The following is a 24,976-nucleotide window of genomic DNA, read 5'->3' as shown; positions in this document are numbered from 1 at the left end:
GAGAAACAAAAAAACTTAGGCAAGTTGCTCAAATACACAGATAATGAAATATTGAGGAGTGAGAGGTTATGGAATGCGGGCTTTTGTAACTGGTGGTACAGGTTTTGTAGGTTCTCATGTGGTGCGATCGCTGTTGGAGTCAGGATACAAAGTTACAGCTTTGGTGCGTGGGAGTAGTAACCTGGGAAATTTGCGGGGTTTAGAAATAGATATTGTCAAAAGTGATTTAAATGATCCGCATATCTGGGAACAGATGCAGGGTTGTAATTATTTGTTTCATGTTGCTGCCCATTATTCCCTGTGGCAAAAAGACCGCGATTTACTTTATCTTGATAATGTGGAAGGAACGCGTAATCTGTTAGCAGCAGCCCAAAAAGCGGGAATTGAACGCACAGTTTATACCAGTTCTGTTGCAGCTATTGGAGTGGGGAAATCAGGTAAAGTTGTAGATGAAACCCATCAAAGTCCTGTAGAGAAGTTGGTAGGAGATTATAAAAAGTCTAAATTTTTAGCTGAACAAGTAGCAATAGAAGCTGCAAAACAAGGACAGGATATTGTAGTAGTTAATCCTAGCAGTCCCATTGGACCATTGGATATTAAACCCACACCCACCGGGGATATTATTCTGCGGTTTCTGCGACGACAAATGCCGGCTTATGTGGATACGGGTTTGAACTTTATTGATGTGCGAGATGTAGCTAGAGGACATTTATTAGCCTTAGAAAAAGGAAAATCAGGCGATCGCTATATTCTCGGACATCAAAATCTTAGCCTCAAACAACTGCTAGAAATACTATCCGACATCACAGGATTAAAAGCACCGCAAATATCCGTTCCGGCTTTGTTACCTTTAACTGTGGCATGGGTAGAAGAGAAAATTCTCGCACCTATGGGAAAAACACCCACAGTTCCCATAGATGGAGTCCGCATGGCACAGCAACCAATGTATTATGATGCTTCCAAGGCCGTCCGCGAACTTGGTCTACCTCAGTCCCCTCTGAATGTAGCACTCAAGGACGCTGTTGATTGGTTTGTGTCTAATGGTTACGTGAATTAGGTGACAGCTGACAGGGGACAGGTGACAGGTGACAGGTGACAGGTGACAGGTGACAGGTGACAGTAAGAAGACAAGAGTTTATTCTTCCCAATTACCAATTACCAATCACCAATCACCAACTTAAATGGTGTTATCAAGAGAGGAGAATAGTTAAATGGCGATTAATCTACAGCAAGCAATTGATATCGGCAAGTATTTAGTTACGCAGCGTTTTTTAGGGCGTAAACGCTTCCCTTTGGTATTAATGTTAGAACCACTTTTTCGGTGCAATTTAGCTTGTACTGGTTGTGGAAAAATCCAACATCCTACAGAAGTTCTCAAACAAAATCTTACTCCAGAACAGTGTTTTAAGGCTGTAGAAGAATGTGGCGCACCTGTTGTTTCTATTCCTGGAGGAGAACCATTATTACATCCCCAAATTGATGAAATTGTCAAAGGTTTAGTGGAACGCAAGAAATATGTTTACTTGTGTACTAATGGGTTGTTATTAGAAAAGAGTCTCCATAAATTTCAACCTTCTCCTTATTTAAGTTTCAGCGTTCATCTTGATGGAATGCGGGAATGGCATGATAAATGTGTGGACAGAAAAGGCGTTTTTGATACGGCTGTTCAAGCAATTCGCGCTGCGAAAGCTAAAGGTTTTCGTGTCACCACTAACACGACTATTTTTGAAGGTTGTGATATCCAAGAAATGCAGGAGTTTTTCGACTTTCTGGAAACTCTGGGAACTGATGGAATGATGATTTCTCCTGGTTACGGTTATGAATGGGCCCCAGATCAGGATCATTTTCTACAAAGAGAACAAACCCGTGCTTTATTTCGAGAAATTCTCACACCTTACACATCTGGTAAGAAGAATTGGAACTTCAATCACAATCCCCTATTTTTAGATTTTCTCATTGGTGAGAAAGACTATGAATGTACTCCTTGGGGTAGTCCTAGTTATAGTGTTCTCGGTTGGCAAAAACCTTGCTATCTCTTGAATGAAGGATACTATACAAGTTTCAAACAGTTGTTGGATGAGACTGATTGGAGTCAATACGGACGTGCTAGTGGGAATCCTAAATGTGCTGATTGTATGGTGCATTGTGGTTACGAACCAACCGCCGCGATGGATGCTATGCAACCGCAAAATATAGTCCGTTCTATGGGGACTGTGTTTGGTAGGGGGTAATCTGAAAAATGTCTGAATCAGGATGAGCAGGATTAAAGGATGTACAGGATAAAATAATAGTTGAATCACATTTAATCTTGTTAATATTCAAATCTTGTAAATCCTGATTTTGACTCATCAAGGAATGATAATACTACGAATATCAAGGTTGGGAATATTTTGAAAATCGCTAGAGTTATGGGTAACAAGTGGTAATTTATGACGAAGAGCCGTTGCTGCAATCCATCCATCTTGTGAAGCAATTGTAGTTCCTGCTGCCCTTTACTGGGCGCGTATTGTTCCCCAAATACAGCAAAGTTCAATATCTATAGGAATCACAAGATAACTTGTCAGTGTCATTTCTAACTGAGTCAAGCGTTTTTCTCCCCATTTTTTAATAGCCGCCCACTCATACAATTCTGCTACAGTGATAAATGAAATAGCCAGACGGTTTCCTTGAAGGATGGGAGCATAAGCCAATGCACGAGTATCTCCTTTGAACAAATAAGATACAACATTTGTATCTAATAATAAAATACTCATTGTCTTGTTCTGTCAGTGTGTCTGCTATCTGCAATAAATTGTTCAAATTCATCAGTTGATTCATCTTCTTTCCAAAAATCAACTGTGAGAGATTGAATATCAGTAATAATAGGAATGGACTGTTGCTGAAGCAATTTATCTATGGATTGGTTTTCCCAGAAAGAAACCTGTAATGCTTCCAAGTTATCGCTCTGTTGCAAATCAAGTGCGATTACTTGAAGTAACTGAAGTTTGTCATTGATTGGCAAAGAACGTGCTGCATCAATAACTTTCTGTAAGGACTTAGCTGTGAACATTTGTGAGCCTAAGTTTTGTTATTTGGTAAAACCTATTATACTTTATTTTATGACAGATATAGGAGTGCTAAGAAGCTAAATAAATTACGTCAATAGATTACTTTGAAAATGGGAGATGAAGATTATGACTTCAAAACTTTATGAAACAGATTTTTATGCTTGGACATTGGAACAAGCAAAATTATTAAAGCAAGGTCAACTAAATCAACTTGATATTTTAAATTTAATAGAGGAAATTGAATCTTTGGGTAAGCGAGAAAAACAAGAGTTGAGAAACCGACTGGGGATTTTAATTGGACATTTACTGAAATGGCAGTATCAAAGCGATAAACGCAGCAATAGTTGGAAAGCAACAATTAGAGAACAACGTCGTCGCATTAAAGAACATCTTCAAGAAAACCCCAGTCTTAAATCTTATCTATCGGAAGCAATAATTTCTGCTTATCAAGATGGTGTAGATTTAGCAATTCAGGAAACTAATTTACCTGATACAACTTTTCCTGCTGAAAATCCCTATAGTATTTCTCAAATACTCGATCCTGATTTTTTAGTGAATCAAGAAAAATAATAACCATGACTCTAAAATATTTTTATCATGCAATTGTTGAAATTCTACTAACCAAATCCTTTTGGTTTTTTGGGTTGTGCTAAAAAGGTTGAGTCATTATGGAGCATAATATATCTGCCCTCACCAGGAACCTCTGGGTAGTCAAGATGTGGTATTTGTCGCAAGTCAATAATTATTTCGCAGGTTCCATCCAAGTCTTGAACCTCGTCTTTGGGTATCTTTGTGAAACTTATTGGAAACGAAGTTGGCTGATTCCAAACTACCCAAAAAGCCAGTGGGAAAAACTTGAGTAAGCAGCTGCCAGAAATAAAACCCTCTCCGAGAGTTGATCCTATCCCAAGTGAACTAATAACGATCTGTTTATTCGAGGGATATACCCAATAGTAGATATCAAGCTCATCTGGTATATTGCTAGATTGATCCAAAAAATAGTTTCTCAAAGCATCTGGAAAAGGTGCTGATATAGGAGGTTGTCCTGTGATAGGTAACTTTCCAGCTAAAATATGTCCCACGACCGATCTAATTAACCTTTGAGGTTTTACACTCAAATTTATTTTTTCTGGCAAAGATAGCCCTAGCTCGTGCTGAACTCTCACTATCCCAGCCACCTTTTTGGATACTTCAATCAATTCTGGATCATATTCTGTACCAAGCAAAGTATTATTACAGTTTCCACAAATAGAGAGTATGTTAAGTCCGCTTTGAGAATCAGTTGGCTTCTTACTTGATTTGGAAATATATTGCGTTAGTGTTCTTAACTCGACCGATGTTGGTTTGACACAGCCTTGTGGAGGAATATGATCGCGTGTGAGTTGAGAATAGTTCCCACAAATATTACAGTATCCTTCCTTGTCACCCTTAAATTTTATGTTCTTGTCTTCCTTCATTATCTAACCTCTACATCCAACATTTCTGCAATGATATTTGCTTTGCAAGCTTTTCATTTTTGAGAATGCGCTCCACTTATCTATTCTTCTAGGTAAAATGTTGAATCTAACGCACTACTCGAACTTCAACCCCCAGACTAAGACTACCCCACAAACGATCAGTAGTTAAAACAGGCTGGTTAAGAATAATACCTAATGCTAGACAAGCTCGATCGCCAAATGAAAGCCCAATTGATTTAGTAGCTGGACGCAGCATTCCAGCTTTTAACGCTTGTTCTTCATTAAAAGCAATAACCTCAAGATTCAGATTAGAGACAATCTGCCTAATATCCTCATCAGGGATTCCTGCATCTGCCAACTTTGCTATAACTTCGGATAAATTCACTGAACTGATTGCAGCCTTACCAATAAACTTTGAAACTTCTTTGCTACCAGTTTCTTGATTGAGTAAAGCTAAAATAGCAGAAGCATCGACAACAACTTCACTCATTTAAACTATCCAATCGTCTTTCCTGAATTAACTCTTCAGAGAGGTTTCTACTAGCAGGAATATATTTTCTAAAAAGAGCCTGAGCATTTTTTACAGAAGTCTGAACGCTATCTTGAATTGGTCTATCTTCTATTACAAGCACAGCATCATATTCACCCACTGGCATATCTACAGGAGAATTGACTAATAACTTACCATCACTTGTTATGGTTACTTTTATTCCTAATGCTCTCATAAAACCTCTAACCTTTTTCATCATTCATTTAAATTCATCATCATCTCGTAAGTAGCAACATTAAATCCATTAGCTTCAAATAGCTTCTTAGCAAATTCGTTTTGTGCAGCAACTTCAAGGATCAATATTTGTGAACCTAACTTTTTTGCCGCATCTATAGAAGCATTTAACAGCAATTTTCCTGCTCCCATTCCCCGCATCGATTCATCAATGTAAATATCATGAAGCCATGCTGATTCTGGCGCAATATCAACCAAACTGCTTTCTTCTAGCCTTGTAAATGAATACCCAACAATTTTATTTTCTACTTCCACAACTAAGACAACTGCTTTTGGATTGACAATCTCTGCTGCAAAAAAATCAAAAAGCTGTTGTTCATGATTTTCAAATTCAACAAATCTTAACGGATTGAAATTGTGATGTTGATGAACAAGTTTGAGTGCATACTTGATCACACCTTGATGATCATTTATGGTTGCTTGTCTAATTATCATTTTTGCCAAGTTCGACTATTTGCTTGCTTACTAAATTGTCCTTTCGGAAAAAGTCGCTGTTCTAATTCTTCATAACTGCCTTCAAAATCACATTTTCCATAAAGTGGACATTGACGACAATAAACGCCTTTAGTGTAACGTTCTAAATTCTCGCGGTTGAAGAAATAGGGTTTGTGACTAAATGTACTTGCTACCCACTGCCATGACATATTATTACTGGCTGGGTCGCCATCAAGCAAGTGTTGTAGAAACCATTTTGCACCAGCTTGCCATTGAATACGTCGCCAATGGACAATATACGCGGCTAACCACATTCTGATGTGATTGTGCAGGTAGCCAGTTTCCTGCAACTCTCGGCTAAAGCTGTCAATACAAACGCTACCAGTAGTTCCTGTGATAATATCTTGGGGTAAGACTGCTGCGTAGTCTGCTAATTTGTAGCCGGTTTTGTATTCTTCTTGATTTTGCCAAATACCGTTTCCTAGTTTGATGTATAATCTTTGCCAATAATCACGCCAAGCTAATTCGGTAATTAGTTTAGTTGCTTGGTCGGAATTCTGGACTTTATCAAGAATGTAATCTCTAATTTCTCGCAAACTCAAAACGCCATAACGAATATAAGGTGATAGTCTTGTAACAGCACCGGTTAAAAAATTACGTGTTTTAGCGTAGGAAGCAGGATCTATTTTATGTAATATTTGTTTGGCGGCTTTCCGTCCCCCCACAGTGATGCTGATGTGATCATCTCGCTCTGCGGCTTGGGGAAATTGTTCGCGCAGATACGCTACTAATTCTTCACGACTGGTAAAATCACGTAACATAAATTTATTGGTTTAGACTTAATTGTAGTGCCAATCTCGATTAGCAACCATTTAAATGTTAATACCCATTTTAAACATGATTGCGTCAAGTGGAACGTCCCTAGCATTATTTACAATCTAAAATCTAAAACCTAAATAGGAGTAAATTATGACACAATCTACATCTTTAAAGGAACAACAAGGTTACTATCGCTATCATCCCTATGGCTTAGAACAAAAGGGTTCTGCACGGTTATTTCCCTACACTGGGGAAGATGGTACTGTGCGCTATGTCTTGACTAAGATTTATCAAAATCTTCTCCAACAGGGAAAACTCTCAGAACCTTGGAGTTTGTTGCTGACAGAGGTAGAGAAAAAAGTTAGTAAGTTAGAGGAAGATTGGTTAAATATATCAACTTTGTTAGTAGACTGCGAAGTTTTTCAGTCGGGATGGTTTAATTTTAATCTACCACCACATGAACAATTTAATAGTAGTTATATCCGCGAGAGAAAGAAGTTATTACAAACGATAATGGCTGTAAATAAAGCAGTCGCAACTGTAGATAAAAATCTACCTACACTCACAAGAAATGAGCAGCAAAGAAAGTTATTTTTTCAAGCTTTAGCAAAGGATGGTATTAATCCTCCCATTGTGAGTATAATTCATCAACGGGATGGAGGTTTAAGCGATAAGGAATTTGTCCGGCAAAGATTAGCTGGTGCAAATTCTACAGTATTGCGACGAGTGCAAGCAATTGACCAAGGTTTTCTGCAAGCTTTGGCTACTCAACCTTACAAGTTAGCTAATAATGGAGCGATAGATTTAATCAAATCTGCAAGTGAAAACCGTTTATTTATTGCTGACTATCCACTATTAAGAGATTTGAAAGTTACGGATTTACAACCTGGTAAATATGTAGGTAGTCCAGTAGCTTTATTTCACCACACAGATAAGGGTTTAGAACCGGTACTAATTGAAGTTGAAAAAGGCAGAGTTGTGACTCCAGGAATTACTGGACAAGCAGCAGATGATTGGGAAAGAGCAAAATTATACTTTCAAACGGCGGATGCCACTCATCACGAATTGATTGCCCATTTGAGTTATACTCATTTAGCCATGGAAGCTTTGGCTATTGCGACTCCCAGACAATTACCAAGTAATCACCCAGTTTATCAGCTATTATCTCCCCATTTTAAGTTTTTAATTGCTATCAATAACCGAGATAATACTATCTTCTTTGCAAAAGGTGCAGCAATTGATAGTTTAATGGCTCCAACTGTGGAAAGTTCCTCAAGGTTGATCAATAAGGCTTATCGAGAAAAGTCATTTTGGTATTATTCCCTGTTGAATGATATTGAAGTACGGGGAATTGAACCGCAATTATTGCCAGATTTCCCTTACCGGGACGATGCTTTGTTATTATGGGAAGCGATCGCTAAATATACAACACGCTATTTACAACGCTACTACCCAGACGACAAAGCCGTACAGCAAGACCCCTATTTACAAGCTTGGGCTGATGAATTAAGCGCACCTTTAAACACCCGTCCCAAATCAGATTTCCCCCAAGTACCTGCATGGTTTCCCAAAGAATTGGTAGCAGAATCAGGAATTGAACCCCAAGAACTACCTTCCTATCCTCGCGTACCTGGGTTTACAAAAATTGGGAGTTTGCAACAATTAATAGATATTGCAACTATCACCATCTTTACCTGTGGACCCCAACACGCAGCCGTCAACTTCAGTCAATACGATTACTTTGGTTATGTTCCTAACGCACCCTTAGCAAACTATAGCCGACCAGATACACCAGCCAGTTTAGAAGAATTTCTCCCCTCAACAGATAAAGATTTACAGCAAATGCGATTAACTTCTGCATTGAGTGGAATTTATTGGGGTAACTTAGGAAGTTCTGATTTAATTCAGTTTGCAGATAAAATTGATAGACAAATTCTCGCTCAATTTCAAAATGATTTGTTGGAAATTGAAAACAAAATCAAAGCTCGAAATCAGCAACGGTTAACAGACAGCGGTGTTGAATATCCCTATCTTTTACCTTCTCGCATCCCCAATAGTATTAATATTTAAACCTAGGAGATAAAAAACTACCGCAGATAGACTCTGACATGGTAATTTATCTGCGGTTAAAAAATTTAAATCCTGATTTTTGCAACTCATCTAAATCCCATCATGACCGAAATTCCCCAAACTGGACAAACAGCACCAGACTTCACCACTCCAGATCAAAACGACAAACCAGTTAGCCTTGCTGACTTCAAAGAATGGATAGTCCTTTATTTTTACCCCAAAGACGACACTCCAGGATGCACCACAGAAGCAAAAGATTTTACAGATTTATCTCCAGAATTCACTACACTGGGAGCTAAAATCATCGGTGTCAGTCCAGATTCTGGTAAAGCACATTGCAAATTTATCGACAAACATCAATTATCAATTACCCTATTAAGTGACCCAGAACATCAATTAATAGAAGCCTATGGTGCTTGGAGATTAAAGAAGTTTATGGGTAAAGAATATATGGGTGTGGCTCGGTCAACTTTTTTGATTTCACCTGATAAAATCATCGCCTATGCTTGGCCAAATGTCAAAACTAAAGGTCATGCTCAAGCAGTGTTAACAAAATTGCAGGAATCAGCCGCTATTTAAGAGGATGTTTGTTACAGCAGTTCCGAGGTTTTGATACATCAGTGACCACTTTGAAAACATCCTCTCAATTAACTCAACTGCGATCGCTTTACCTCAAAGCTTAAATCACCACTTCTTCGCGCTGACAATCAAAGACAAGCTCAAAAGAAGCATCTGGGGTTAGCTGGCGTAAGTGCTGCATATAACCATCAGCATTAGAACGGCTGCGGAATCGGCCTACAATCATCCGTTCCTGATTAGCAACCACACGAGCGACAGCCCAACCATTCAGGCGATTTCTGTAAGCAATTGCCTGATTTTCTGACTTTGTATCTTTGTAATCAGTATTTTGTGGCATGATTATATTATCCGTATGAAATTTAGTAAGTAGCGTTAGTGTGTCTCTTAGGGGGGATACACTAGCGCCTTTAATTGATGATGCCACCTTGTTATTACATAATTTTTTAATTGTCAATACTTAGTGCGACAAAATAGCTTCTACTCAGCAGCAAAACTGAGGTAAATGGAGTTTACACAGTTTTGAAGATACACAAATTCAGCCAGATCGACTTACATTGGTAAAATGTTCTCCAAACAATGCCGAATATAATTCTTACTTTTTTACACATCACTGTTTTGGTAAAATAATTGTGTACTTAGAAACTTGGTAAATAAAAATGCCATTAATAACATCAATACTGCAAAAAGTAGCATCTCAAATAGGGGCAGTAGTATTAGTAGAACCAGAATATGAATTAGTTGGGCATATTACCTTTAAAAACGGCAAAAAATCTTGTTTTAGCAGTACTAAATTAAATATTAATGGCTTTGGTTCAGCATATTTAGCTAAAGATAAAGCTTACTCAAACTTCTTTCTCAATAAATTTGGATATAGAGTTCCAGAGGGAAAAACATTTTTTAATGCTCAAATATGTAATAAATTATCTAACCCCAGAAATATTGATGATGGATTTAATTATGCTCAAAAACTGGGATTTCCACTAATTGTCAAACCCCTAAATCTAAGTCAGGGAATATTAGTAGCCAAGGTTTACAATCAGACAGAATATTATGAAGTTGCTGAAAAAATATTACAGATTAACTCAGGATTAATTGTTGAGAAGTTCTATAGTGGCAACGATTATAGAATCGTAGTCTTAGATAACGAAGTTATAGCAGCTTATCAAAGGATTCCTTTATTTATAACTGGAGACGGTAAATCAACGATTTTAGAACTCATATACCAGAAGCAAGAACAGTTTATAAAAAATGAGAGGAAAACAATTCTTCACGTTGATGATTTCCGAATTACTAAAAAACTACAAAAGCAGAATTTAAGTTTTGATAGTATTCTTGCTAAAGATACTATTATTTATCTTCTCGATAATGCAAATTTATCCAGTGGAGGTGAAGCGATAGATTTAACTGAAAGCATCCATCCTGATTTTCAAAAATTAGCCGTCAATATTACAAAAGATATAGGACTAAGATTAGCAGGTGTAGATGTAATTACCAGCGACATTACAAAGCCGATGGTAGATTATACCTTACTGGAAGTAAATGGCTCTCCTAGCTTATCTCACTATGCAGCCAGTGGTGAAATCCAAACTAAGAGAGTAGAAGATTTGTATCTGAAAGTCCTCAAAACATTAGAAAATGAACCCATGATCGAATAGACATCTCCAGAAATTAAATATGCGTTATCCACAAGCCTTGTAGAGACGTGACCTGCGAGGGAACAGGGAACAGGGAACAGGGAACAGGGAACAGGGAACAGGGAACAGGAAAGAAGGATTTTAGTATGTACGGAGTTCTGTATGGCTACGCCACGCAAGCTATCAAAAATCAAATAGGAGTCCTATAGTTTTACCAATTTTTACCTAGTAGTGATTCAAATTCAGCTTGCAAAGCTTGTATTTCTGCCACTCTGGCTACTAGTAAATTATCTGTTCCGGCATCTTGTAACCTGGATTTCCAATATTGAATACTCTCTGAATTATTCAACCAAAATTGAATCACTGTATCTGCAACTTGATCTAGATTCCAATCTAACTTTGGGAGAACAGACTCCACAGATTCTAGAAACCCATCTAATGTACAAATATGAGTTCCCAGGTATTCCACACCAGGTGGTTGAGGTTTTTGTAAACTCTGCTGTTGGTGATTAAAAAAGAACAAAACTGGAGATACTCCTACAATATCGAAAGTAAATTTCATTCCAGTCCTCCCAATATATTTAACCAATTCCACATCAACCTATGTTTTGGCAAATAATGGTCTAAAAAATAATCAACTCCATCTAGAAAAAGTATAATTTTTGCCTAGTCCATAGGTTTTCAACTTTGGTTGAAAATTAGCACTTGTTAGCTGAGAGTGCTAATTTTTATTCAATTGTTTAATGTCTTATTAAAGAGTTTCCAGCATTAATTAAGAAATACAGATTATTTTTAATAACTTCTTAATTATTGCTGCCACTAATCAGGTAAATTATCAGTAATTGGGCAAAAATAAAAAAATTCACAAGAAATTTAATTTATTCGTGCCGCGAACAATCAAACAAATGTAAACCCAACCGTTGAGACAGTTGCTCACACACCTTTACTCCACGCACACTGTTACCCCGAAAATCTAACAGAGGTGAAAACACACCAATTCCCATTTGGTTAGGAACAACGGCGATAATTCCCCCACAAACGCCGCTTTTTGCGGGAATCCCAACATTGTAAGCCCATTCACCCGCAAAGTTATACATCCCGCAGGTGTACATCACGCTCAATATATCTTTAACATAACGGTTATCTACCGCTTTTTCTTTCGTAATGGGATTAATACCTTTATTAGCTAGAGTGGCAGCCATCACTGCTAAGTCTCGACAATTCACCATTACAGAACATTGTTGAAAATATAAATCCAACGCTTCCTCAATATTTTGGTCAATCATTCCAAAATTTAACATCAGGTGCGCTGTAGCGCGGTTGCGATGTCCCGTGCTGCGTTCTGAGGTAAACACAGAAATATCAACAAATACATCCCTTCCTATATAGCGCCGATACATATCTAATAATCTGTTTAGGCGCTCAGTTGGACCAGAACCTTTGATTAAGCTGGTTGTAGCTATAGCCCCAGCGTTCACCATAGGATTATAAGGTCGCTTTGACTGCTCATCTAGAATAATTGCATTAAATGCCTCCCCTGTCGGTTCTACTCCCACCCTAGTCAAAATATAATCCCGTCCGTGATCTTCAAGTGCTTGTCCATAGACAAACACCTTAGAAATCGACTGAATAGTAAAAAGTTGTTGATAATCACCAACTTCATAAATTTGGCCATCTACAGTGACAATGCAGATACTAAACAAGTTGGGATTGACTTTTGCTAATTCAGGAATGTAGTTTGCTACCACTCCTTCTTGCAGGGATTTATACTGGGAATGCAAATCTTTGAGAACTTCTGGCAATGGTGATGGAAGTATTTCTGAATCTTCTGGGTTAGACATGAAGCTAATAGCTGTTTATTAAGCGTTAAATTTGATTTACTAGTTTGGGTATGTAAGATATGGAGTTATTTTTGCTACATTTTAAACTCATCTATACAAACTCACACCCTTTTTTTTATTGTCTCATTATTACTTTTTTTTTGGATGATAAAAATACTTACTGAAGCAGTAACTGATTTTTACTACGTATATTTTTTTGAGAAATTGATTTTAATTTATACTAAATAACTGGAAAAAGCTCGTATGTAAAAACTTTTAAAGAAAGTATATAATACTACATTTAGTTTTTATTTATTTCTAAGCTATCTCAAGGACAATTATTTTTTAGACTTACCCAATCATACTTCTGTCTAATTTTAAGTAAATAGACTATGTAAGTATTGAGGATGATTTTTTAATTTGATGACAGAAATATTGACAAAAATAGAATTTTCTATGTAGTTAAATAAATTACAAAAATAACAAGAAGAGCTATCAACAGATTTAAGATCGTACTTGCTTCATTCAGAAACTATCTAAGATTAACTTTTCATAAGAAATTATTGACGATCAGAAAAAAAAGGTTACATAGCCCAAATCCTCAATTGAACAAGCTTCTGCCCTAGAAACCATAATTTAAATTTAGCTAAGTGACTAAAACCTACGCTAAATCCCTGATCCCCAAGCTCAAAGGTTCATGGTAATGTGTTGCAGTTATAAACAAAAAGTGAAATCGGAACAAGTTCGAGTTTTAGGGAGTATCACTATCACTGGTGAAAAACCAAAGAAATTATAAGACTTAAGTTCTACACTCGCTTTAAAATCGGACGCATGAATCAAAGACATTTGTGGACTATTGTCCCCCTGTTTCTGGCTGTTTTGGGTGTACCCTCAGTCGGTCTTACTCAAACCACCAAGGGAACCTCACCAGCTTCCCAAGCATCACTGACAGGTGATGTAGTGAAAGTGGGAGAGTACCAATCCTCTGCCCAGAAACCTACTTCTAATACTGTGACAGAAATTCATCCTCACAGCATTAGAGGCCGTCAGGCGGCAACTCTTTACATCAAGAATATTCCCGTTCTCACCTTTTTGAGTTCTGCCCCAATTGCTAGTACGGAAACAAAAGTCGGCGCAATTGGAAATAGTGAGGGACTAAAATATTCTGCCCTTGTATCTACTAACTCCAAAAAGGTCGCTAGTTTTGGGAATGTGACCGATGTGAGCAACCAAATTAGCTCCATTGACAATGACCCGGTAAAAAGAGCTAGTGTAGTAGCTTCTAGAATCAACCAACTGATCCTAGAAAATATAGACGCGAGTCAAATTACCGTCAGTTGGAAAACAGGTGATCAATATCTAGTCAATAATAAAGCCCAAAATAAAGGCGACTTTGTTCAACAGCCAGATCGTTACTCTATTAAGGTAAATGATCAGGAATTGGTAGAGATTAATCAAGGCATCCAATTAGCAGACAGCACCAAGAATCTAGCTCAAGATGCTTTACAAGCTACCAATCGCCTACGCAGACTCATAGGCAATGCCTCTCCCATCAATGAGATTGCAAACTTACCAGTGACGGGAGCATCCCTACAAAAGCTACCACAACAGATTGCCATTGGTGGATTAAAAATCAACTTTAAGGGCATAGCTTCTTGGTACGGCTATGATTGGTCTGGTAATAAAACTGCTAGTGGGGAAAGATTTAATCCCGAAGCATTTACAGCAGCCCATCGCAGTTTACCCATGGGTACAAAAGTTCGTGTTACTAACACCCGCAATGGCCGCTCTGTGGTTGTGCGAATTAATGACCGGGGTCCATACATTGGTGGTCGAATTATTGATCTCTCTGCTGGAGCTGCTCGAATTTTAGGCATGATGAGCAGTGGAATTGCTCCAGTGCATATTGAGGTTTTAGGAAGATAACCAACTTCCTACTCTCTACTCCTTCTCGATCTTCACTATTACTGAATTCCCCTAGTTCATTCATCCTTAACTCCGTTTTCAGATATAAACTAACGGGGGATAGGATCGAGAATAACTAGGGGTATTTTGTTTGTGCGTGTGCTGACAACAGTTGCAGCCTTACGCTGCTATTTAAATCAACGTCGCTGGCAAAGCCATCTGAGGCTACCAGAGGAAATTGGAATTGATGAACAAACTAGTTGGTATCCCACAGAAGTTGGTTTAGTACCAACGATGGGAAGTTTACATCAAGGTCATCTCAGCTTAATAAAACGGGCTAGACAGGAAAATTCGACGGTAATTGTCAGTATTTTTGTCAATCCTCTGCAATTTGGACCTAATGAGGACTATCAACGCTATCCCCGGACTTTAGAACCAGACCGACAATTTTGTGAACAAGCTGGCGTAGATGTGATTTTTACCCCGACTCCGGAAGAAATCGGTGTGCCTCGGAAGAATATAGCAGAAACTCAGGTGACACAAGTGATCCCTCCATCTGATATGATATCTAGCTTGTGTGGTAATTATCGCCCAGGTCATTTTACTGGTGTGGCAACGATTGTCACCAAGCTTTTTAACTTGGTACAACCTGATCGAGCTTACTTCGGACAAAAGGATGGTCAACAACTAGCAATTATTAAACGGTTAGTAACCGATTTAAATTTGCCAGTAGAGATTGTTACTTGTCCCACAGTGCGGGAAGTGTCCGGCTTGGCTTTAAGTTCTCGTAATCAATATTTGACTGCAACAGAAAAAGAGCAAGCAGCAGTGTTATTTAAAGGTTTACGGCAAGCTGAAGCGGCGTTTAGTAATGGCGTTCGTCACAGCAGTGAACTAATAGCATGGGCGCGGCAAGAAATCGCAAAAGTTAGCACTATCAACTTGGAATATATTGAATTAGTTGAACCGACTACGTTGATGTTTTTAGAAACAGTTGAGGATGAAGGAATGTTGGCGATCGCTGCTCGTCTTGGTTCTACACGGTTAATTGATAATACAATTTTGCGCGACGGCAATAACGGGCTACGCCAACCGATCATCGCCATTGATGGACCCGCTGGTGCTGGTAAATCTACAGTTGCTCGCCAAGTGGCACACCAATTGGGTTTAGTCTATTTAGATACGGGCGCTATGTACAGGGCAATCACTTGGCTAGTGCTAGAACAGGGGATTGCGATTGATGATGATTGTGCTGTTGCCGAATTAGCGACTCGGTGTAAAATTGAACTGACTCCTAGTCAAAGTTTGCAATCTCCCGTAAAAGTCCAGATTAATGATATAGATGTGACTCAAAAAATTCGCACAATTGAGGTGACATCAAAAGTATCCGCGATCGCCGCCCAAAGTGCAGTTCGTCAAGCATTAGTTCAACAACAACAAAGTTGGGGACAACGTGGTGGTTTAGTCGCTGAAGGCCGAGACATTGGCACTCATGTTTTCCCCGATGCGGAAATTAAAATCTTCTTAACTGCTTCTGTGGGTGAACGGGCGCGTCGTCGTCAGCAAGATTTTCAAACACAAAATCAACCCGAAGTTAGTTTACAACAGCTAGAACGGGACATCGCTGAACGGGACTTAAAAGATAGCACTCGTAAGGTTTCCCCCTTGCAAAAAGCGGCTGATGCCATTGAATTACAAACGGATGGTTTAACTGCTTCTGAAGTTGCGGCTAAAATTATCAACCACTATAATCAGCGGCTATCGCATTGGTAGTGGCAATAATTGACTGGGACTTTTTGATTTTAAAATGGTGGTGAGTGCTAACTAACTCACCATTTTAATATTATGGATATTTGCTTAATTTATAGTACTGTAAACAACATCCTAATCTATTTCTAGATTGATTCATCTATCTGGGGATGGATATTAGTGTGGTTTGATAGTTTTATAATCTTTACTAGTAGGTGATTGCAGCGATTTTCGGGTGAATGAACTGCTTTTTTTTGCTCACGCATAGGCATAGAGGCAACAGAGAGAAGTTAGGAGTTTGGTCTAAATAGATGAAATTTGCTTTATTTATAAACTAAATAGATGGAAATTTTCACTTTGGTAGTAGAATAAAAATGTTAAGTTTTGTATAAAACTGCTGACGACAAAACCTGTAATTTGCCTAGCTCTGGCAATAGCTTTCAACTAGAAAACAGTAAAGAGAGGAGATTTCACAAAATGGCATTTACACAACCAGCATTACCTTTTGCTTCTGATGCGCTAGAGTCCTATGGCATGAAAGCCGAAACCTTTGAGTATCATTATGGTAAGCATCATAAAGCTTATGTAGATAATTTAAATAAGCTTGTTGATGGTACAGAATTAGCTGATAAATCTTTGGAAGAAGTAATTCAAATTGCTTTTAAAGACTCTGCTAAAGCTGGAATCTTCAACAATGCTGCTCAAGTTTGGAATCACTCCTTCTTCTGGAATTGCTTGAAACCAGCAGGTGGGGGCGCACCTACAGGCGCACTAGCGGCTAAGATTGAAAAAGATTTTGGTAGCTTCGACAAATTCAAAGAAGAATTTTCTGCCGCTGCTGCAACTCAATTTGGTAGTGGTTGGGCTTGGTTGGTTGATGATGGTGGTACTCTCAAAGTCATGAAAACACCTAATGCAGAAAACCCCCTCGCACATGGTAAAAAAGCACTGCTTACCATTGACGTTTGGGAACACGCATACTACATTGACTTCAAAAATGCTCGTCCTGCATTCATCAAGAATTTCTTAGATAATTTGGTGAACTGGGATTTTGTCGCTGCAAATTTTGCTGCTTAGACTTTAATGGGGAAAAGGTAATGGGGTAAAAGGTAATTGATAACGTTTTTACTTAATTACCCCTTACTCAAATTATGGATAGCAAAAAACTCGCTCAATACATAGAAGCTACGGATAGCATCTCCAAACCGTGGCTATTGATACAACTACGCATCAAAAAATTACAAGAACGGCGAGATACCATCTCATCAGCAGCGTATGTCGAAGAACTTGCAGATATTCACCAAGATTTGATGAATTTGGGTGAATGGTGGCAAGGAATTGAAGATCAGGTGTTTTAAGAAACAGTGAACAGGTGTTAATTGCAAACTGCTGTAAGTAGGTCGGCGTTAAAAATTGTCGTTATGACCAAGCAGAAAAGAAGAGGTTTTTGAGCAACTTTACTTTTCCTTACATACTGCGGTTTTTTTGTGCCTTTCCACTTAACTGAATTCTTAGCACCTAAATTATGTGATGATAATAGCCGAAGTTTTACCAGATTGATAACGGTGTAACTAGGCATGGATTATCGGGATGCAGGCGTTGATGTTGAAGAGGGTAGAGCCTTTGTAGACCAAATTCGCAATTTGGTTCACAGCACCTTTAGGCCGGAAGTTATAGGTGGACTGGGTGGTTTTGGTGGTTGCTTTCAACTACCCACAGGTTACAAAGAACCCGTTTTAGTTTCTGGAACAGATGGTGTAGGTACAAAGCTAAAAATAGCCCAAATTCTCAACCGCCATCACACTGTTGGGATTGATTTGGTGGGGATGTGTGTTAATGATGTGTTGACATCCGGCGCAGAACCACTATTTTTTCTAGATTATGTGGCTACAGGTAAGCTAGATAAAGAGCAGTTAACTCAAGTTGTAGCAGGAATAGCTACTGGTTGTAAGTTAGCTGGTTCTGCTTTACTGGGGGGAGAAACAGCAGAAATGCCTGGTTTTTACCAAGTTGGTGAATATGACTTGGCTGGTTTTTGTGTGGGAATTGTAGAAAAAAGCCTCATGTTGGATAGTTCCCAGGTACAAGTTGGGGATGTGGCTATAGGTTTAGCTAGTACTGGTGTTCACAGTAATGGTTTAAGTTTGGTGAGAAAGATTGTCGGTGATGGTGGTTTGGCGTGGAATGACACCCCAGAGTTATTAAATGGAGAATCTATCGGCGAAACTTTTCTTACACCTACCCGCATTTATGTTAAACCTGTTTTAGCGGCGTTGAAAGCAGGTTTGGAAGTTCACGGAATGGCACATATCACTGGTGGGGGTTTACCAGAGAATTTACCTCGATGTTTAGGAAAAGATCAGTCAATTAAAATTAACCCCAATAGTTGGAATATTCCGCCCGTGTTTCAGTGGTTGGCTGAAGCTGGCTCTGTTGGTGCTGAGGCTATGTACAATACCTTCAATATGGGAATTGGATTTGTATTGCTAGTTCCACCCCATCAAGTGGAAGAAATCATTACCCATTTTCAGTCCCAAGCTATTCCTGCTTATGCGATTGGTGAGGTGGTAACTGGTATAGGTAAATTAGAGGGTTTATGATGATGGGGTGATGGGGGACACGGGGACACGGAGATGAAGATATGAGGTGATGGGGAGAAATTATTACCTACTGCACCCTGCACCCTACCTATTTATTCCGGCGTTGCATAATTGCGGGATGATTTGAGAATCTGCATCAATATATAATCACCGCGTCTGGAGTGTCCCCGCGTCAGCCTCAATCATCCCCTTATTCAGCAACGCCTTTATTCCCTGTTCCCTATCGGTCTTCAGCAAACCCTTAGTTTCAGTATTTATGGAAAATTAGGCAAAATTTTAGACTCTCTTTATAGAAGTAATCGAAAATACTCATGACCATCAGCGTTGAGATTTGCTAACGTAGTCGTAACAAATCTAAAAAAATCATTGAAGTAGTGGAGAGAGTAGGAGACGAAACTAGTATCGCAGGGTGGAATTAAAAATTAAAAAAGTTGATTATACAAGCTTTTTGAGTTTTAGCTTTTGATTTACACCTTAGAGTACCAGTGTACTGTATTAGCGATTTTTAGTTTCTAAATCTAGTGTGTGAGAGTATTAAAAATTACGTATTTTCTGTTCAGAGGGGGTTATGGTTGTAAATTTTGCCCAGACTACTGCTTCCACAGAACTTTTAAAACAAGTATTCCAGAGTATAGATGCCCAAAGTTGTCCAATTGTATACAACTTTCATATGCATACTGTCTATTCAGATGGAAGGTTGCAGCCAATTGGCTTGATGGAACAAGCGATCGCTATTGGTTTAAAAGGAATGGCGATCACAGATCATCATACAATTGATGGCTATCAAGCCGCACACGCTTGGTTAGAAGATTGGAAGTGGAATCATCCAGATATAAAAACTCCCTACCTGTGGAGTGGTGTAGAAATTAATGCGAATCTGTTGGATATAGAAGTTCACATTTTGGCTTATGGTTTTGAGCCAGAAAACTCGAGTCTACAACCTTACTTACAAAAAAAAGGAACTACAGGCCGAGACTATGAAATAGCCAATATCATTACTGCTATTCATGAGGCTGGAGGAATAGCAGTACTGGCTCACCCAGCACGTTACAAGCGATCGCTCTTTGACTTGATTCCCGCTGCGGTAGAACGGGGTATTGATGGTGTTGAAGCTTTCTATGCTTACAAAAATCCTAACCCTTGGAAACCCTGTGCATTGGAATCGGAACAAGTGCAGAACTTAGCTCATAAGTTCGGTTTATTTAACACTTGTGGTACGGATACACATGGGTTGAATTTACTCCAACGATTGTAAGACGCAAGTTTATATTAATACTCCTGGTTTAAATAGCCAGGGGCTAAATCAGCTTATCTGCCTTAAACCCTACTTATGTTAGCGCTGTTGAAATTCAACTTGTTTTTCTAAGATTTTGACATCATATTTCTCAAAAAAATCATGTCCAAGTAGCCCAATTCTTGCTTTGGGAGCGATCGCCACTCTGACATTATTAATTACAGCACCACTTACGGCAATTGTCGAGATATTACCAGTTTTAAATTCTACTACGCTACCATCTGCGATCATGGCATTCACCTTTCCTGAAGGTTGGACGTTTAAAGCTGTGGCCATTCCTTGAGTAATCAAGATCCCACTCGCACCAGTATCAACAATCATCTCAAAAACTTGATTACCATTAAAATTAACATCTATAATCGGAGTCTTGCCGCTACGACGCTTAATTGGGACTCGAAATACTTTTATATTTGGTTGACTTACGCCGCATAGTTGCCCCAGACTGACAGTTTTACCTGATGATGTCACCATAAAACAAGCACCAGGGTCATTAGCTTTTGCTACATAGGGCGCTGTTAAAAACATCATCCCAGATAAAGATGCAATTCCTATCCTCTCAACTGCTTTCATTATTTATGGGTTCTTTAAACCGCTCAAAAATCCTCTAAATCTAGAATAATCGAAAATCTTGACTATACCTACAACAAAAATTTTTCAAGTTACTGAAACTTTGAGAGGATAACGGAAACCATTTCACTTTCAGGTTGATCCAATTTGGATCTTACGTGCGTCGGAGACTCTATTTTGAATTGTTTAGCCATCTGGCAAAAGCTTGATCATCAATCGAGATTAAGCTAGTGTTTCTGGACAATAGCCCAAACCCCGGACAAACTGCTGCCGGAAGGCCTCAATTTCTTCTCTCTCTGGACTACCATGAGATACAATTGCAACTTGATAGCGGCGCATTACATCCACAGGAAATTGTCCTGCTTCCAAACTCCAAAGTGCCATTTGCACTCTCATGGGTGGTTCGTAGCTGATTCCTAATTCATTGAGAAAAGCCCGAAAATCACCATCATCTTGGAGTGAAAGTGGATCTCTGAATTTTATCCTTACGACCCAACCATCGATTTGATGAATTACGGTGATGAAGGAAATTGGGTTTTGGGGTCTACCATGCAGGTGTTGAACAACTCTCAGAGTTAAACTGGCATTTGCTAGATAATATAAATATTCCATAATGGCGCTGGGGATTGAAGTTAATTCCACTTCTCTATCTTCGTAAATAAAGCATAGTTCCCGGTAGGGTAAAAGCACCCGTTTTTATATGGGGAGATTTACCCAATTCTGATTTTAGTGTTTTCGGTTTTTTCCATAGTATCAATGCTGTAGCAGGTGACTTTCTTTAAAAGTCTATTTGTGCCTAATTTTTATATCAGTTACCCTATTCTCAATTACTCTATAGATAGAGCAACAAATCACACCAACCAATTTGCACTGAATGCCTAGCCTAGAAGCAGAAAATGTTAATTTAGATCGTTTGTTATCTGGGTATGACTACCAACTACCAAGCGAACTGATTGCCCAAAATCCGGCTGTTCCTAGAGATACTTCCCGGTTAATGGTGGTCAATTCTCCTAGTATAGGTCAGGAAATATCACCGCTAAATTATATTTTTCGGGATTTACCTGAACTACTAAAACCTGGAGATTTGTTGATCATGAATAATACAAAAGTCATATCAGCACGTTTGTATGGACGCAAGTCAACAGGGGCAGAAGTGGAAGTTTTGCTGTTGGAAGAAAGACAGCATAACTGTTGGTTAGCTTTGGTAAAACCAGGAAAACGCTTTAAAGTTGGAACACAAATTATTTTTGATGGTTCTCAAGATTTAGATGACGGGAGTAAGGGTAAAAATATAGTATCAATTTCCACATTGACGGCTACAGTTGTGGAATCAGATCCAGACACGGGAGGGAGGTTATTACAATTTGATTTACCAGAAAAAATCTCGTTGCTAGAGGTTTTAGATCAATTTGGAGATGTGCCATTACCGCCTTATATAAATGCATCAACATCTGCGGCTGAACAGTATCAAACTGTGTATGCCCAACAAAAAGGTGCGATCGCAGCCCCAACGGCAGGATTACACTTTACACCAGAACTGTTGGATAAATTGCGCGATCGCGGTATTAATCAAGCTTTTGTGACGCTGCACGTTGGAGTCGGGACTTTTCGTCCTGTGGAAGTCGAAGATGTAACTACTCACCAAATGCATGAAGAATGGATTGAAGTCAATGCTACGACAATTGAGCAAATCCGGACTACTAAAGCCGCTGGAGGGCGCATTATTGCCGTTGGAACCACGGTAGTTCGGACATTAGAAGGTTTGGCTCAATTTGGGGATTTGCAACCCTATGTAGGCAAAATAAATCTGTTTATTTATCCTGGCTATCAATGGCGGGTAGTAGAGGGTCTAATTACTAATTTTCACTTACCACGTTCGAGTTTATTGATGCTGGTAAGTGCTTTAATTGGTCGGCAGAGGTTATTGAAGATTTACCAAGAAGCGATCGCTGCTAAATATCGTTTTTATTCTTTTGGTGATGCCATGCTGATTTTACCTGAAGGAACTATGAGTGCTGAGTAACGAGTGCTGAGTACCGAGTGGTGAGTGCTGAGTATTCATTAATAATTACGAATCACGTATCCCTTACGGGAGTCGCAGGAAATATTACGAATTACGAATTGTGAATTTTTGATTTAGTTATGGGTACTCTGACTTTGTAAGGATCTCAACTATAAATACGGGGCGACAATTCATGTCTAAAACAATTCAAAGTAATCAGTGCTTACACAGGCAGTTTAAAGCATCATTCAACAAAAAATATGCACAGCAAGTAAGTATTTTATTAGCTTCTTCGGCGTTTCTCTTATTAGGATTACCGATAATTACTGATTTACCTGGTAGTAAGTTATTGGCACAAAATGTGGTTTCTCAGAATTTGGACGCAGCTATCTTGTATCAACTGGCAGTGACACGTTATCAGCGCCAAGATTTACAAGGTGCAGAATTTGCATTTCGTCAAGCCTTGCAGCGAGATCCTAACATTGGCATGGCGCGGAATTATTTAGGTAATATATTTTTGGAGCAAAATCGCCTAGATTTAGCTGTGCAAGAATATGGAGAAGCCATTAGACTTAATCCTAACTCTGGAGATGCTTATTACAATTTGGGGTTAGCTTTACAAAAACAAGGACAAAAAGAAGCAGCAATTACTGCTTATCGTCAAGCATTAGTAGCAAGTCCGACAATGGCTGCGGCTCATTATAATTTAGGTTTGATATTATACGAACAAGAACAGCGACAGGAAGCGATCGCAGCTTTTCAACAAGCAATAAATTTAGATGGGAACAACTCCAGTGCTTACTTTAATTTAGCGATCGCATCCCAACAAGAAGGTCAAGTAGAACAAGCCATCACAGCCTATCGTCAAGCCCTAAAGCTAAATCCTGAGAATACCGTAGCCTACAACAATTTGGGCAGTCTCATGGTAATTCAGGGTCAACCCTCCCAAGCCATTACCATTTACCAACAAGCTATTCGCCAAAATCCCAAAAATGCTTTAGCTTACTATAACTTAGGCGTAACTTTATATAATCAAGGCAATCTCAAAGAAGCTAATCAAGCCTTAAAACGCGCTCGTAAAGAGTATGGTGAACAAGGAAATACTGAGAAAGCTGTAAAAATTGATGAAATGACACAGAAAATCACTGAGTATTTAATACCAAAAAAACCCCAAATTAGTCAAACCGCAACCCCAACTCCTACTTCTAACAGTGATGTAGTACTACCTGCACCTGAGCAAGCAATGCCAATTAATTCAACTGATATGCCTAATACAGTTGAACAACGGTCTCGATGATGGAGTGATGAATAGACGCGGGGACACGGGGATGAAGAGACGGGGAGACGCGAGGATGGGGGGACACGGGGATGAAGAGACGGGGAGACGCGAGGATGGGGGGACGCGGGGATGAGGAAATGAGGATCAATAATTATCTACTGCACCCTGCCCCCTGCACCCTGCACTCTCAAATTGGCAAGCGGTTAATATCTTTATTGCAGCCAATAACTACCATTGCGGAACCACGTTCTAGACGTTTGGTCGGGTCAGGATTAATCTTAAATTTTCCATCCTGACTCACTGCTAATAGATTCAAACCATAACGATTACGAAGTTGAATTTCAGCAACAGTTTTGCCGTTAAAATCATCAGGGACAATCAACTCAACAATGCTGTGGTCTGGGTCGAGATCAAATCGATCTAAAATTGATGGTTTAGTGAGTGTCCGTGCTAAAGCACAACCTGCCTCATACTCTGGAAACACTACATGATCTGCTCCCACTCGCTTTAACAGCTTGCGGTGGACTTCACTAGAAGCCTTAGCAACTACATGAGGTACACCAGCTTCTTTTACATTAAGAGTTGTGATAATACTTTCCTGAATATAGTTACCAATTGCCACAATTACGGTATCAAATTCAAAAATACCAGCTTCTTTAAGTGCCGCAGGTTCCGTTGAGTCTATTTGTACAGCATGACTAACTATTTCCTCAGTTAATGCTTCTGAAACGCGCTTTTCTTCAATATCTGTGGCTAGAACTTGATATCCTAGATTATGTAATGTTGAACAAACAGAACGTCCAAAACGACCTAAGCCAATTACGGCAAATTGGTGATTATCTTGACGTAAACTGCGAAAAAACTTTAATGATGACAGATTCATAATTGGTGATTGGTGATTGGTGATTGGTAATTGGTGATTGGGGAAAAGGTGA

Annotated in this window: 27 protein-coding genes; 14 read left to right on the top strand and 13 right to left on the bottom strand. The window is 39.0% G+C overall.

Going from position 1 to position 24,976, the window contains the following annotated elements; translation table 11 throughout:
- The first annotated feature begins 73 nt into the window (after positions 1-73).
- Both hpnA and hpnH read left to right on the top strand, forming a co-directional pair.
- Positions 74-1,057 (top strand): hopanoid-associated sugar epimerase, encoded by a 984-nt coding sequence (hpnA, locus tag ANA7108_RS0121365; protein ID WP_016952866.1) that lies wholly within the window; start codon positions 74-76, stop codon positions 1,055-1,057.
- 154 nt (positions 1,058-1,211) lie between these two features.
- A complete protein-coding gene (gene hpnH, locus ANA7108_RS0121360) occupies positions 1,212-2,231 on the top strand; it encodes an adenosyl-hopene transferase HpnH (RefSeq protein WP_016952865.1) in 1,020 nt (339 codons plus the stop codon).
- A gap of 261 nt (positions 2,232-2,492) precedes the next feature.
- Here the strand turns inward: hpnH and ANA7108_RS31075 are convergent, their stop codons facing one another.
- The gene (locus ANA7108_RS31075) at positions 2,493-2,753 is read right to left on the bottom strand and encodes a PIN domain-containing protein (RefSeq protein ID WP_016952864.1); all 261 of its coding nucleotides are present in this window, start codon (positions 2,751-2,753) and stop codon (positions 2,493-2,495) included.
- A complete protein-coding gene (locus tag ANA7108_RS0121350; protein ID WP_016952863.1) occupies positions 2,750-3,049 on the bottom strand; it encodes a hypothetical protein in 300 nt (99 codons plus the stop codon). The genes ANA7108_RS31075 and ANA7108_RS0121350 overlap by 4 nt, the downstream gene beginning before the upstream one ends.
- A gap of 124 nt (positions 3,050-3,173) precedes the next feature.
- Here ANA7108_RS0121350 and ANA7108_RS0121345 point away from each other — a divergent pair, with 124 nt between their 5' ends.
- Positions 3,174-3,617 carry a DUF29 domain-containing protein gene (locus ANA7108_RS0121345; protein WP_016952862.1) on the top strand — a complete coding sequence of 148 codons (444 nt, stop codon included), beginning with the start codon at positions 3,174-3,176 and terminating at the stop codon, positions 3,615-3,617.
- A 47-nt stretch (positions 3,618-3,664) separates the two neighbouring features.
- Here the strand turns inward: ANA7108_RS0121345 and ANA7108_RS0121340 are convergent, their stop codons facing one another.
- The 5 genes from ANA7108_RS0121340 to ANA7108_RS0121320 form a co-directional block, all read right to left on the bottom strand.
- Positions 3,665-4,504 carry a hypothetical protein gene (locus ANA7108_RS0121340; RefSeq protein WP_016952861.1) on the bottom strand — a complete coding sequence of 280 codons (840 nt, stop codon included), beginning with the start codon at positions 4,502-4,504 and terminating at the stop codon, positions 3,665-3,667.
- Positions 4,505-4,610: 106 nt separating this feature from the next.
- Positions 4,611-4,994: a PIN domain-containing protein gene (locus tag ANA7108_RS0121335; protein ID WP_016952860.1), complete on the bottom strand. Its 384-nt coding sequence runs from the start codon at positions 4,992-4,994 to the stop codon at positions 4,611-4,613.
- On the bottom strand, positions 4,987-5,229 hold the full coding sequence (locus ANA7108_RS0121330; RefSeq protein WP_026104366.1) for a hypothetical protein: 243 nt from the start codon (positions 5,227-5,229) through the stop codon (positions 4,987-4,989). The genes ANA7108_RS0121335 and ANA7108_RS0121330 overlap by 8 nt, the downstream gene beginning before the upstream one ends.
- Positions 5,230-5,249: 20 nt before the next feature.
- On the bottom strand, positions 5,250-5,723 hold the full coding sequence (locus tag ANA7108_RS0121325; RefSeq protein WP_016952858.1) for a GNAT family N-acetyltransferase: 474 nt from the start codon (positions 5,721-5,723) through the stop codon (positions 5,250-5,252).
- Entirely contained in the window at positions 5,720-6,544 is an 825-nt protein-coding gene (locus ANA7108_RS0121320) for an FAD-binding domain-containing protein (RefSeq protein WP_016952857.1), read from the bottom strand. Before ANA7108_RS0121320 ends, ANA7108_RS0121325 begins: the two co-directional genes overlap by 4 nt.
- Before the next feature lie 148 nt (positions 6,545-6,692).
- Here ANA7108_RS0121320 and ANA7108_RS0121315 point away from each other — a divergent pair, with 148 nt between their 5' ends.
- Both ANA7108_RS0121315 and bcp read left to right on the top strand, forming a co-directional pair.
- Entirely contained in the window at positions 6,693-8,612 is a 1,920-nt protein-coding gene (locus ANA7108_RS0121315) for a lipoxygenase family protein (protein ID WP_016952856.1), read from the top strand.
- A gap of 102 nt (positions 8,613-8,714) precedes the next feature.
- A complete protein-coding gene (gene bcp, locus ANA7108_RS0121310) occupies positions 8,715-9,191 on the top strand; it encodes a thioredoxin-dependent thiol peroxidase (protein ID WP_016952855.1) in 477 nt (158 codons plus the stop codon).
- A 100-nt stretch (positions 9,192-9,291) separates the two neighbouring features.
- Here bcp and ANA7108_RS0121305 read toward each other — a convergent pair whose 3' ends face one another.
- A complete protein-coding gene (locus ANA7108_RS0121305; protein ID WP_016952854.1) occupies positions 9,292-9,528 on the bottom strand; it encodes a hypothetical protein in 237 nt (78 codons plus the stop codon).
- 319 nt (positions 9,529-9,847) lie between these two features.
- On the opposite strand from ANA7108_RS0121305, the gene ANA7108_RS0121300 reads away from it, so the two are divergent.
- Positions 9,848-10,846 carry a hypothetical protein gene (locus tag ANA7108_RS0121300; RefSeq protein WP_016952853.1) on the top strand — a complete coding sequence of 333 codons (999 nt, stop codon included), beginning with the start codon at positions 9,848-9,850 and terminating at the stop codon, positions 10,844-10,846.
- A 190-nt stretch (positions 10,847-11,036) separates the two neighbouring features.
- Here the strand turns inward: ANA7108_RS0121300 and ANA7108_RS0121295 are convergent, their stop codons facing one another.
- Both ANA7108_RS0121295 and glsA read right to left on the bottom strand, forming a co-directional pair.
- Positions 11,037-11,387, bottom strand: a complete 351-nt coding sequence (locus tag ANA7108_RS0121295) for a hypothetical protein (protein ID WP_016952852.1) — start codon at positions 11,385-11,387, stop codon at positions 11,037-11,039.
- 316 nt (positions 11,388-11,703) lie between these two features.
- On the bottom strand, positions 11,704-12,666 hold the full coding sequence (gene glsA, locus ANA7108_RS0121290) for a glutaminase A (protein ID WP_016952851.1): 963 nt from the start codon (positions 12,664-12,666) through the stop codon (positions 11,704-11,706).
- 810 nt (positions 12,667-13,476) lie between these two features.
- Here glsA and ANA7108_RS0121285 point away from each other — a divergent pair.
- The 6 genes from ANA7108_RS0121285 to ANA7108_RS0121255 all read left to right on the top strand — a co-directional run bounded on the left by ANA7108_RS0121285 (position 13,477) and on the right by ANA7108_RS0121255 (position 20,154).
- On the top strand, positions 13,477-14,571 hold the full coding sequence (locus ANA7108_RS0121285) for a septal ring lytic transglycosylase RlpA family protein (protein ID WP_016952850.1): 1,095 nt from the start codon (positions 13,477-13,479) through the stop codon (positions 14,569-14,571).
- Positions 14,572-14,703: 132 nt separating this feature from the next.
- Positions 14,704-16,323 carry a bifunctional pantoate--beta-alanine ligase/(d)CMP kinase gene (locus tag ANA7108_RS0121280; RefSeq protein WP_016952849.1) on the top strand — a complete coding sequence of 540 codons (1,620 nt, stop codon included), beginning with the start codon at positions 14,704-14,706 and terminating at the stop codon, positions 16,321-16,323.
- Between the two features lie 453 nt (positions 16,324-16,776).
- Positions 16,777-17,376, top strand: a complete 600-nt coding sequence (locus tag ANA7108_RS0121275) for a superoxide dismutase (RefSeq protein WP_016952848.1) — start codon at positions 16,777-16,779, stop codon at positions 17,374-17,376.
- Positions 17,377-17,450: 74 nt separating this feature from the next.
- Positions 17,451-17,657, top strand: a complete 207-nt coding sequence (locus ANA7108_RS0121270) for a hypothetical protein (RefSeq protein ID WP_016952847.1) — start codon at positions 17,451-17,453, stop codon at positions 17,655-17,657.
- 219 nt (positions 17,658-17,876) lie between these two features.
- Positions 17,877-18,899, top strand: coding sequence for a phosphoribosylformylglycinamidine cyclo-ligase (gene purM, locus ANA7108_RS0121260; RefSeq protein ID WP_016952846.1), 1,023 nt, complete (start codon positions 17,877-17,879; stop codon positions 18,897-18,899).
- 568 nt (positions 18,900-19,467) lie between these two features.
- Positions 19,468-20,154, top strand: coding sequence for a PHP domain-containing protein (locus ANA7108_RS0121255; RefSeq protein ID WP_016952845.1), 687 nt, complete (start codon positions 19,468-19,470; stop codon positions 20,152-20,154).
- 78 nt (positions 20,155-20,232) lie between these two features.
- On the opposite strand, the gene ANA7108_RS0121250 is transcribed toward ANA7108_RS0121255, so the two are convergent.
- Together ANA7108_RS0121250 and ANA7108_RS0121245 are read right to left on the bottom strand one after the other, a co-directional pair.
- The gene (locus ANA7108_RS0121250) at positions 20,233-20,763 is read right to left on the bottom strand and encodes a TIGR02281 family clan AA aspartic protease (RefSeq protein ID WP_016952844.1); all 531 of its coding nucleotides are present in this window, start codon (positions 20,761-20,763) and stop codon (positions 20,233-20,235) included.
- Positions 20,764-20,982: 219 nt separating this feature from the next.
- Positions 20,983-21,372: a hypothetical protein gene (locus ANA7108_RS0121245; RefSeq protein ID WP_026104363.1), complete on the bottom strand. Its 390-nt coding sequence runs from the start codon at positions 21,370-21,372 to the stop codon at positions 20,983-20,985.
- A 262-nt stretch (positions 21,373-21,634) separates the two neighbouring features.
- On the opposite strand from ANA7108_RS0121245, the gene queA reads away from it, so the two are divergent.
- Both queA and ANA7108_RS0121235 read left to right on the top strand, forming a co-directional pair.
- Positions 21,635-22,783, top strand: a complete 1,149-nt coding sequence (queA, locus tag ANA7108_RS0121240; protein ID WP_016952842.1) for a tRNA preQ1(34) S-adenosylmethionine ribosyltransferase-isomerase QueA — start codon at positions 21,635-21,637, stop codon at positions 22,781-22,783.
- 172 nt (positions 22,784-22,955) lie between these two features.
- Positions 22,956-24,059 (top strand): tetratricopeptide repeat protein, encoded by a 1,104-nt coding sequence (locus ANA7108_RS0121235; RefSeq protein ID WP_016952841.1) that lies wholly within the window; start codon positions 22,956-22,958, stop codon positions 24,057-24,059.
- A gap of 169 nt (positions 24,060-24,228) precedes the next feature.
- Here ANA7108_RS0121235 and ANA7108_RS0121230 read toward each other — a convergent pair whose 3' ends face one another.
- Positions 24,229-24,924, bottom strand: coding sequence for a TrkA family potassium uptake protein (locus ANA7108_RS0121230; RefSeq protein WP_016952840.1), 696 nt, complete (start codon positions 24,922-24,924; stop codon positions 24,229-24,231).
- Positions 24,925-24,976 lie beyond the last annotated feature (52 nt).

Source organism: Anabaena sp. PCC 7108, from assembly GCF_000332135.1.
GTDB lineage: Bacteria > Cyanobacteriota > Cyanobacteriia > Cyanobacteriales > Nostocaceae > Anabaena.
Note: the sequence above shows the minus strand (reverse complement) of the source record. Positions and strands in the feature narration are given on the sequence as shown.